We start from the raw sequence: 11628 nt of genomic DNA, 5'->3' as shown, positions 1-11628 counted from the left end.
CTAGGATTTGATTCAGACAGCAAAGAAGAAACCGAGCCGCGCGCGTCAGCAAGCGGAGCGATGCGGGGCGTATAGAAGAACCTAATGAAACCGCTTGAGGCAGCACCATTAGGCGAAGAACCCGACTTTGGGTATAAATACCCCATTTAAAAAATGAGTCGATCCCTCAGCCCTGACGGTCGCAGCTCAGTTGGTACGGTGCAAAACCGAACCATGACCGTTAAGGTGCGGAGCTTTTGATAAGCATTGAGTATAGGTGTACACCTCAAATCCTCCACTCCCTTACGGTCGCGGCTCAGTTGGTACGGTGCAAAACCGAACCATGACCGTTAGAGAGCGGAGCTTTTGATAAGCATTGGGTATAGGTGTACACCTCAAATCCTCCACTCCCTTACGGTCGCGGCTCAGTTGGTACGGTACAAAACCGAGCCGCGACCGTTAGGGAGCGGATAATTAGTATAGCTCTCCAAGGAATTGTGCTGGCTTCACTCGCGCTAGAACCAACTGCACTAGATCATTAATTTCATCGACACCTAGTTTATCCGCCAATTCCTGATTGTATTGTTTTATAAATCCTTCAATTGCTTCACCTAAGCGTCCTTGCGCCAATGCGGACATATCATATTCAGTGAGCAGATCTGATTGTGTCTCTAGTGTTCTAATCAAGTTGTTAACAGCAGTTAATTTTTCTTGCTTAGTAAATTGTGGAAATAGTGCAAAATGATACATGTTTCTAGCATCGTTTGAGCGTTGCTCTTTGTATTTATTTAATGCTGTAATCAATGCCTTAATTGGATCCCTTTGGTTTAGGAAATCGATGACTTGGTCTATTGATTCAAAATCTTCTGAGGAATTTAATTCTTGTTTTAAGTCCTGCCCATGATCTTTAATATAAGTTTCGATGCGGCTTCCAAGACTTCCATTTTTTAAAGTTTTTCTTACTTCTGTGCTGATCATAACATTCGAGGATTTTAAAGCATCGATGAATAGAGTTGCTGCATCAATTTTGTCTTTCTTAGTGTATTGAAATAGCGACAGCATATGATACGTCCAATCCTTTGTGTTTCGTTCAACAATGTAGTCTTTAAGTAAGCGTTCAAAACCATTGGGCTTTAATTCAACCACCTTTGTTAATTGTCCCTGCTCTTCGGAAGAGCTTAGACTTTGTTGTAATGGTTGCATTTCAACTTCAGATTTAGGTACCTTAGGTCTCTGAGCTTGAATTTCATCTGTATTTTCCTCAAGCGTAGAAGTCGTTTTACTCGCAAGTTCTTGTTTTACGTTAAGTTCACGCTCACGCGCTTCACTCTCCTTACGCAGACGCTCTTCATGCTCTTTGCGCTGACGCTCTTCATGCTCCTTGCGCTGATGCTCTTCATTCTCCTTGCGCTGACGCTCTTCATGCTCCTTGCGCTGACGCTCTTCATGCTCTTTGCGCTGACGCTCTTCATGCTCTTTGCGCTGACGCTCTTCATGCTCTTTGCGCTGACGCTCTTCATGTTCCTTGCGCTGACGCTCTTCAGTCTCTTTGCGCTGACGCTCCTGCTCCAGTTTCTGATGATCCATTTGATATTTTTGAAATTCATCAAATAAAGCAGTTAATTTCCATCTCTCATCAAAATAAGAGACAGGAAGCTGACGCTTACTTAAAAAACCATGAATTTCACCCAATTCATTCCTGAAAATCTCATTTTGAATCACTTCTGCGGGCTGCAAATGAGCAATTTTACTTAAAAACCCTTCGACTTTCGGCTCTATCTCTTCAAACGCCTTGTGTTCTCTAATCAGTTGATCACGCAGATCAAACCGATAGAAATGCTGTTTAAGATCAATTTTGGCCCTTTCCATTTTATCTTGCAGGTCCATGATCGCATCTTCGATGTCTTTCTTTTTTTCTTTTAAAATCTGTGCAAGGGCAAGAGGACAATTTTCTGACACCAGCTGATTGAGATAATGTCGTGGATCTTCTCGAAATCTTTGCTGAGCATCCACAATTAACGCCTGTAAAAGAGAAGTCTGAGCGGATTTTAAGTGTTCAAGTGTTTCCTCTCGGATTTCAGTGCCACGTCTCTCTTTTAACAAGCCAATAATCAGTTTCCAATTTTTATCAATGAGAGCCTCTTCCAACACATCGCTTATTGAATAGTGTTCAAACAGAACATTGATCATTAAGGCGTTGTCTAAATTGTCAGAAAATACTTTTAAACTAGATTTATCCAGCTTTGGCTTTTCGACCAATTGCAGCATAAATTGATTCACTTTCTCAGGGTCTTTATCATCCAAGGCTCTACGTAAGAGATTATTTCTCAATAATCCTTTCCTTTTAAGATTCTCATCGTCCAGAACCTCTTTGATGGACTGATGCAAAGAAGCAAAAGGACGATATCTTTGATCCCTCATAAACTCATAGAGTCTATGAAGCGTTTTTTTATACACGATGTCGTAGATATCGTTGGCGCCAACACTGGATTCATTAGAGATTCCAAATAAGGAATCCAACATTTTGTCCATGTCTCGTCGATCATCAAATCGAATTGGCGTTTTCAAAATCTCATTCGCAATTCTTTGTGACTGATGCTGACAAGCTGTTTTGAATAGTTGCATTGCACTCAATGATTTATAGCTCGGTTCACTTTGCAATTCTCTAAACAAATTTAAATCATCGTGCTCAAACGCATACTTCATGAACTCTTCAAAATACAGTTCATGAGTTACTGTTTTAAAGAGATAAGTAACACTAGCTGAACTCCCATCGATAAATGCTTCATGAATATTATCGACAATATGCTCATTAAAATAGGGAATAAAGTCAGGATGAACCATAATAACTTCCAATAACTGGGTATTTCCCTGCTTTATGGCCAATCTAAATAATAAATTTGGTAAAGGATAACTGTTGAGGCGAGCGCCATGTTTTATCAATAACAATATTCCTTCAACATTCCCCTCTTCTAGTGCTTGATACAAAGCTGAGCCTTGTATCTTATAGGCAGAATTTGCGTATTCGCTGAGAGTACTGATCAGATCTTCATTTCTCTTTGCTACTGCCCTTTTTAGCAACTGGATATACACATCGGGAGATAAGGACCTCCCAGTCATTAAAATCTTATTTAAAACTTTATAGTGTCCTGCTTCCTCTAGGCGAAATAAAATGTCCTTGTTTTGAAGTATGTATGGGTAAATTGAAATTAAAAACTCAACAACCTTCATATCCCCCTTTTGATTTGCTTCTACAAACAACTCAAATTGTTCGTCTGCGGTTAGAGTCACTTGAGAAGCCAATTTTGCAGCAAAATCATGTAGATTGTGGTTGCGGATGGTGTATTGAAGAAAGTGAATGAGATGTCCAATCTCAGTTCTGATTTCCTCTTTATATGCTCTATCCTCTCTGGGATTGTCTCTAGTTGTTCGAAATAGGAGCTTTTGCTCATACTCTTGTGTTAATTCAACCAATAATCTTGAAAGCGTTGGCGGTGAAAGGGCTTCGGCTAGTCGAACACAGTAAGGATAATAGGATTCTTTATCTGCTTTTATTAGTGTCATTAGGTACTGATAAACGAGAGCTTCACCACTGACCTTCTCACGAGAAATAAATTGCAGCAAATCGTTATTTTTTTCACTCAATGCATCCGTCATAGCAGAAGATTTTTGCTCCCAACTTAATGAGCCCCATGCTTTTTTTACAAACTCATACTCGCCAGAGGCAATCAGTTGCTTTATCAGATCTTTATTGTTAAAAAACTCAGTAAAATCAATGTTACTTGCCAATACAGCACGAACAACCTCTGTATTTTTGCTGTCTAAGGCTTGCTTGAGTAAATTAATCTGATAGCTCATTTCTAAACGAAACCCTTTTTTCGATAAGGAAATGACCAAATCCCTATTTCCTGTTTCGCAAGCTATTTTCAAACCCAGCTCAATTTGATCAATTTCTGCGTTTTCTGGAAAATTATCTTTGATGAGCTTATTGAGTTTAAATCGACTTAAAACATGCAATAGAGAAATTCCTTGTTCATTATGAAACAAGTCAATGTTTTCTGGTACATAAGTATTGCTATCGATTTGTTCGATGATTTCCTTCCACGGAGTTGATTTAGCCCAGGTTCTAAAGAGCTGAATGTTTCTTCGATTTAAAAGATCAGCCGTTACAGAGGAATGAATGGTGAACCCCGCTTGAAGCAACAGCTCGAAATTCATTGGAGTTACTACTTCAACAAGTTGCTTACTCAGAAGTTCTGGGGTTGTTTGCCCAAGCATTTTCCATTGCCCTAGCCAAAACTGTAAAGCACTTCGTTTATCAATTGTTGCGGCTGATAAAATCGCTTGTCTAAGTTGCTCTTTGGGTAATTTGATGTAAGTTGCAAACACTTCCATGCATTTTGAATCACCGTGCTTGGTTAGTTTTCCTAGGATTTTACCCACTTGCGTAGTCTTAAATTGTGATGAATCCACACCGTATTTTTTATACAGATTTATCACTTGTTGCAAACAATCAGAGGAACCAGAACCAGCTGCCAAGCTTAGAAAATAAGCATTGTTTCCAATGTATTTTTTAAAGGTCTCTTTTTCGTTAGGGGAGTTTTGCAGATAAGTCTTTTCATAGTCCAACAAAAAGCTTGCAAATAAAGCTGCATTGCCTGCCCAAAGAGCCCAAGCCATCATGCTCAATTTATCATTCTGAGCTTTACAATCCTTGAAATAGCTCTTTGCAAAAGGATCATTGCTTGGCATTAACATCAGATGAGCCATGTCTTTCGTAGAGATTACCTCTTTTTTAAAAAGATGTTCGATCGTATCTACGTCATTGATACAAGTAGCAAAAAATAAACTATTGTAGGTCCAATCTTTACTGACGACCCCGAGTTTATTTTCTAGTTTCTTAGGGGTATCTAACTCGTTTGCCAACAGCTGTTTTTTGTTAGGATAAGTGACCACTTGCTTATCCTCTGGATCCGCATAAACATGAATTCCAAGCCCAGTTAATTCATCCTGGGGATAGTGAAACTGCCGGTTAAGTTCATCAATCACTTCCTTTGCAGTCGCAAACGATTTTGTGTTTGCTTGTTTTGGCGATTCTGACTCAGGATCATCCTCATTGTAGTTCGGATCAAAGATTTCAAACTGATTGTTGTTGAATTCAACAGCAATGGCATGGTTATGAGAGCGAAAATAGCAAGCCCTGCCATTGTGACGAATGCCTTCAAGAATTTTTGCCCAAGAGTTCTTGGTGGTGACAAGACCAAGAGTAAACTCCTTTTTGATGGGCTTGCCTTTAATTAAAACGGAATCTTCCAAGTCCCCTTGATAAGACATCCCTCTGGAGTATTTTCTTCGATTAAACTCTATTTCTATATCGCGAATAAAATAATCTAATTCATGACCACTTCCATAATGATAGTCTTTGGGGGGATTGACCAAGAGTCTTGAAAGCATGAAAAAGTCTGATTTTCTCCCTTCCAAACAATAGCGGATGTAAACACTTGCCAAACCACCACAAACGCCTCCTTCGTTAAGTTTTAACGAAGAATCTTTTTGACTTAATAACTTGTTAACGGAGTTGATGATTTTAGTTTGTGCTGGCATAGGCAGATTCCGATACTGAATAAAAAATGAATTAAATATTAACACATCAGTCACAATATGAACAGTCGTTGATTTTTATTTTGGAGTGCGTGGAAAAGTAATATACAATCCGTGACTTTTAACTTAATCAAGACTTACGAAAAATGCCCAATCTCTTCGTTAACAATAACTGTCAATTCAGTCTTTTAGTCCATCTAAACTCCTTCATTGACATTGATTGTTGCCTAGACCTTGGGGTTTTTCGTAGATCCTATTAACTCTAGATATAGAATGAAAATTTATTTAGCAAACATTAGTTTCAAAGACTTCCCCATCGTATGGACCTATGATCCCAGCACAGATGTAGCAACTTGCGATTTAGAAATACTGGATTCTTTGGCATTGATTGAAAAAGATTACTTACAAGAAGACATTCTGGACTATCTTAAATCCAAAGAGTACCCCTTTATCACGATAACTAATAATGTGGTGAGCATTCCTAAATTAAGTCACATCCTTAATGAAAATCCCTTGCATCCCATACCTTATTTAAATAAAGAGATGCCCCAAGCACAAGAACCATCAAAACAACACTCAAGCCCAAAATCAAGCCCAGAACGCTCAAGAAAAGCCATTAAGAGATCCACAAGTACACTGTCAAGCATGAAAAATGGAGTAAAGGGAGTTTTTGGCAAAGACAGGTCCATTTCTACATCTCGGATCAAGTCCCCGACAAGCTCTCCCGTTGTGCAACGTTCCCATGACAATAACACCGAAGACGATACTGTAAAAAAACCAAAAAAAATCAAAAAGAAAAGAACCAGCACTATTCTTAGAGCCATCGCTGAAATCGAAGCAGAGCAACACAAAGAACGATACAACTACACTTCGATTGCACTTGATAAGCTCATTCTATTTGAAACGGACAATGTCCTTTGGCGAACTACACTTGCTATGCAAGGGGATTTTCTAGAAAAAGTTGAGCAAGAACAAAGAGCCTCTTCCTTTGTGTTTTTAACTGCAAATTTATTTCAAAAACAATTGCTGCTTAAAAAGAATTTAGTACTTTATCCTGCTCGAAAAGTAGTACTTGACCAACTGGGCGAAATGCTCGAGCACTTAAACGAAGTATTTCAATCCATTGCAGAGGTGCTCTCACCCTATCACAGGGCAGGATTGTATTATTATTTTCAAGAAGCGGTTGAAAGTGCTATGTCAGTTAGCCCCATTATCTCTCAAAAAACTGAATTTGAATCCCTGCCTGCAGAAGAGTTTGAATCTATTTTTAAAGGAAATGCGTTTTGGCAGCAAGCAAATCACCTAAAAGCGCTGCAGCTCAGATACCAAATTAAAACGGCAAAATTGACATGCATTGTTAAAAACTCATGGAGAGTAGACGTGGGTGTTGAATTTCCTAAAGATCATCCAATTGATTCCATGCTAAGACTGTTTCTAAGCACTAAAATTTTTGAAAAATTACTCTATAAACAACAAAGAGTGCCCAAAGAACATCAAACAATCTGTTCCCAAATCATGAGTTTCAATAATAAAGTCATAGCCTTCTGTGAAGTCAATTCAGAATACAAAACGTTATTAAAAACGCTGAAGTCTGAAAATCAAAGAGAAAAACTAACCTTTGAAGACTTTTTTCATCCTGACATGGTCATGAAAGTCAGTAGGGGCACTGAAACGATTAATCAACTCTTAAAATACCAAGCTCTAACTATTTTCAAAAATAGACTAAACGAGGAGCCAGAACTTCAAAAACAACTTCAAGCTTGCCTAAAACAAATTAACCATTCTGTTTTTTCAGTCACTCAACTTGAAGTTGAGAGTAAGCAAACCAGTGAAGTAGTCGGTCGTATGATTGCCGATGAGAGACCTTTGATCGAAGGTTACTATTCGTTAAAAAGCCTCATCGCCAATATACTCACTAACACCTTACAACAAACGACTCGTTTAGAGGCCTATCAGGTCCATTTAGAGACTGCAAGAAAAGCAACTCGTATGATCATTATTGCATTGTCTCTTTCGCCTCCGGCAATGCGTTTAAATGATAAAGTGATGTCTCAGCTTAATAAAGAGGAACTAAAAATAGCCACCTGGGTTAAAGAAATACTTGGAGAGTCCTCAAATGTTGAGTTAACCCAAGACACCATTAAAGTTCCTACAGTAGCAAGAGAGCGAGATAGTACTATTTATCTGTCTCCCCCTTGGGTTGAAAAAATCTCATCCTTGGTCAAAGAGGTCATTGAACAGAGCGACATGAAAAGAGGTCCTCAAAAAAAGAAAAATACAGACCATTTTTGCGAATATCTTGTGAAACAGGTTATCCACCTCTATCTCAGTGAGTTGAATTTACTGAAAGAACCTGAGCGCCAATATCAATTGCAATAATGATTAGGCTCTGATGCTTTAAGTTCGGAAGAAGGTTTAACAAGATTTAAAAATCTTGTAGACTCAAGGATTATAGTATTGGCAGGATAATGTGATTAAAGCCTCACGTAAAATAATAGTGTTGCTATTAGGCAACCTAATTCTACTGGTCCTAAATCCTCTTGCCCGAGCTTACCCAATTCCCGATGTTTGGGATGTGTTGCGCAGTGAATTTAAGATAAACCATGAGACCTTTCGCCCCGAAGTTCAAGAGCAAATCCGTTGGATACAAGAGCATCCAGGGTTTGTTATCAAAGTATGTGAAAGGTCTGAGCCATACATCTATCACATTGTTCGGGAACTCCAAAAACGAAAACTTCCAGGTGAGTTGGCTTTACTCCCTATGATTGAAAGTGCTTATGACCCCTTTGCTTATTCCAAGGTTGGAGCAGCTGGGCTATGGCAAATCATGCCACTGACTGGAAGTACTCTGGGTCTGAAACAAGATTGGTGGTTTGATGGAAGAAGAAGCATTAACTACTCCACGGAAGCCGCGATGGCGCACCTCACTCATTTAAATCAAGTCTTTAATGGAAATTGGGTGCTCTCTATAGCGGCATACGACGCCGGAGAAGGGGCGATTGGCAGAGCAATAAAAGCCAGTTCTGGTAGAGGAGCTAATTTTTGGAATCTAACAGTCCCTAGAGAAACACAAGCGTATGTACCCCGATTTTTAGCCTTAGCTGAAGTCATGAGTAACCCTAAAGCGTACAACATTACTCTACCTCGACAACCTTTTCGCCCTTATTTTGAGGTGGTCAATGTGGGTAGCCAAATTGACCTAAGCCATGCAGCCCGCTTAGCTGGCATCACCTACAAAGAGTTGATTCAATTAAATCCTGGTTTTAATCGCTGGGCCACTACTCCCTATGCCCCATTTCACTTGCTCATTCCCACGGCCAAAGCAGCTCGATTTTACTTCAATCTTTCTCACCTTCCTGTGGATAAACGAGTGAGTTGGATTAAACATACCGTTTTAGCCGGTGATAGTTTGAAAAGCATTGCTACTCGTTACCACACAACCACTCATTTGATCAAAGAACTCAACCAATTGTCGCAAAACTACATTCGCCCAAACCAAGTTTTATTAATTCCAGGTGCTAAAAATGCACCGGTATTACCCTTGCACGAGTTTTCAAAGGCTGAGTTTTTACAACTCACTATCATAAAGCCCAAAGAATATCGCGTTATACACATTGTTCAACCGAATGATAATTATCAGCGTATTGAAACCCTATATGGAGTAAGTAGAGACGATATCTTCTTATGGAATAAGCTCCCCAAAGGCATGCCTTTGCGAAATGGTCAACAACTAGTCATTTGGAAAAAGGCTAAGTCAGCTACAGCTTAGGATTGGTTGAGCGAGTTTGATTATCCGCTCCCTTACGGTCGCGACTGGGATTCGTGTTGTAACGGAGAAGCTTTGCCTCTGCAATGAGCGGGGACAACAATGAGCGGGGACGGACCCCACTGGGGTCCGTCCCCATTTTTTGATTTTTCGGTTTGTACAGAGCTAATCCGAGCCGCGACCGTAAGGAAGCGGATAATGAACTGGCTTAAGCCTTTAACCCATAATAATAATTCATAAACAAAGGCTGAAACCCAATCCTCTTATAGATATTCAACCCATCATCCGATGCTTCTAAGAAACAGGTTTTTACATTGAGCTCGATGGCTTTACGCAAGGCATAAACAATCATCGCTGAAGCAAAACCTCTTCTTTGGAAAGCAGGCAGGGTAGCAACATCGTCTATTCTTGCATAGGCCCCTTGCACGGTTAAGGTCATGGAAACAACCACTTCACCGTCAAGAAATCCAGAAAAATGATAAATGCCAGCGCATTTTACCATGGCCTCATGATGTCTCTGGGTATAAACAGCTGTTACCTCTGGAGTTGATTCAAAGCCGTAAATTAACGGCACACTCCAGGCCTGCAAATCATCACTCATTTCTTTGAAATGAAGCGGTGTTTCAGGAACGATTAACTCAGAAGGAATTGACTTCATACCCATACCTACTCCAATTCCACTGAGCTCATATTCCTGCTCTAGTACCTTATCTTGCTTGGAATAGCGTTGGGCATGTTCAGGTATAACCAAGGACCATGGCAATTTCCTCTGGCCAAAATAATCCTTGCATTGATTAAGTTTTATTGAGAAATCATCCTCGATTTGGTTAACAAACACAACATTAAGACCAGAGGTTAATACACCCGTTTCATAAAGCTTCATGGTGCCATAATCTATGGTATTTGAACTAACCAGAGAGAAAAAATAGTTCTCCAACTCATGAAAAAAATGAATTTGCTCTTTGATCACAATAATTGTTTGATAGTCTGTGTTTGAAATCATTATATCCTAACAAGCAAAGTAGATAATAGGGTTATTTAATTCTCATTCAAGTACTTCATCATATGTACGAATCGAACGCAAATTTGATTGGGTAACTCAATGAGTTGTTCCAATTGTTTACTATAACCTGATTTTTCATATAATTTCACCCCCGGAAGAGTCGCCATCATTTCAAATTTTGAAAATCCTTGAGTCAAAGCATGCTGTTCACAATGTTTTAACAAAGTAGATCCATGTCCTTTTCTAGCATGTTCCGGATGAACAAAAAACGCTCTAATTTTGGCCGCATCAACGTGTGGGTCCAATACACTATCCTCCTCTCTTTCTTTAAATTGATTGCCACCAAATAATGTCTCACGCTTACTCCATCCACCACAAGCAACGATAATCCTATTCTCCTCAACCACAAAATAGGTGCCATCAACAATCAACTGCGTATCTACTCCAAAGACAAACTGTACAGCACCTTGTATTTCTTCTTTGGTGTAAAAACCTTGACTCAAGTCATTTGCTGAATGGATTATTAATTGGTTTAAAGTATCCACCTCTTTCAAATTGGCCAATCTAATTTCAATCATGATGTACTCCAAGGACTATAGATGACCAATAAATTAACATGAAATCTCTATTATTAAATTTCTATTTTTTATTATTTATGTTACCTTTTTTCCAATTTTTTAACGTTTAAAAGTAATTTATGAAAAATAAATCAATAAAAACGCAACAAAATCATCCTGAATTAACAGAGGCACATTTAGACAGGACTGATCGAAAAATTCTTAATATTTTGCAACAAGACAACCAAATCACTAATCTCGCTCTAGCGAATAGGGTTGGAATCTCAGCACCTCCCTGCTTTAGGCGAGTCAAGCGACTTCGTGAGGAGGGGTACATCAGTAAAGACGTAGCCTTAGTTGATCCCTTTAAAGTAGGTCGTCCTTTGATTGTGTTTGTAAATATTACTCTTGAAAAGCAACGTGAAGATTTATTAGCCCATTTTGAACGGAAAATGGCAGATGAGCCTGAGATCATGCAGTGTTACTTTGTCTCAGGAGACACTGATTATTTACTGATAATTCATGTTGCCGACATGAATCATTACAATGAGCTTGCAAGACGCGTGTTTGCTAATGAACCGAACATCAAACAATTCCGCAGTAGCTTTTGCTTAAGTCGCACCAAATACAATACTCAGGTTGTTTTGACAGAAGAGTAGAGGCAAATGAACCCAATAAAACCACTCAATTGGAATATATTTTATACATATTGACACTTTATA

The 11628-nt window shown here is 39.1% G+C and carries 6 protein-coding genes; 3 read left to right on the top strand and 3 right to left on the bottom strand.

The annotated features are described in order from the left end of the window. Positions 1–453 precede the first annotated feature (453 nt). Complete coding sequence (locus tag Lwal_RS09765) at positions 454–5583, bottom strand: hypothetical protein (protein WP_058480618.1); 5130 nt, start codon at positions 5581–5583, stop codon at positions 454–456. A 270-nt stretch (positions 5584–5853) separates the two neighbouring features. Here Lwal_RS09765 and Lwal_RS09760 point away from each other — a divergent pair, with 270 nt between their 5' ends. Both Lwal_RS09760 and Lwal_RS09755 read left to right on the top strand, forming a co-directional pair. Beyond that, on the top strand, positions 5854–7959 hold the full coding sequence (locus Lwal_RS09760) for a hypothetical protein (protein WP_058480617.1): 2106 nt from the start codon (positions 5854–5856) through the stop codon (positions 7957–7959). A 91-nt stretch (positions 7960–8050) separates the two neighbouring features. Next, complete coding sequence (locus tag Lwal_RS09755) at positions 8051–9349, top strand: transglycosylase SLT domain-containing protein (protein ID WP_058480616.1); 1299 nt, start codon at positions 8051–8053, stop codon at positions 9347–9349. Between the two features lie 205 nt (positions 9350–9554). On the opposite strand, the gene Lwal_RS09750 is transcribed toward Lwal_RS09755, so the two are convergent. Further along, positions 9555–10349, bottom strand: a complete 795-nt coding sequence (locus tag Lwal_RS09750; protein WP_058480615.1) for a GNAT family N-acetyltransferase — start codon at positions 10347–10349, stop codon at positions 9555–9557. 35 nt (positions 10350–10384) lie between these two features. Then, positions 10385–10927: a GNAT family N-acetyltransferase gene (locus tag Lwal_RS09745; protein ID WP_058480614.1), complete on the bottom strand. Its 543-nt coding sequence runs from the start codon at positions 10925–10927 to the stop codon at positions 10385–10387. Between the two features lie 119 nt (positions 10928–11046). Between Lwal_RS09745 and Lwal_RS09740 the strand changes: the two genes are divergently transcribed. Continuing rightward, complete coding sequence (locus Lwal_RS09740) at positions 11047–11565, top strand: Lrp/AsnC family transcriptional regulator (RefSeq protein WP_058480613.1); 519 nt, start codon at positions 11047–11049, stop codon at positions 11563–11565. Positions 11566–11628: the final 63 nt, after the last annotated feature.

It is taken from the genome of Legionella waltersii, assembly GCF_001468085.1.
GTDB lineage: Bacteria > Pseudomonadota > Gammaproteobacteria > Legionellales > Legionellaceae > Legionella > Legionella waltersii.
This window is presented reverse-complemented; position numbering and strand designations above follow the sequence as displayed.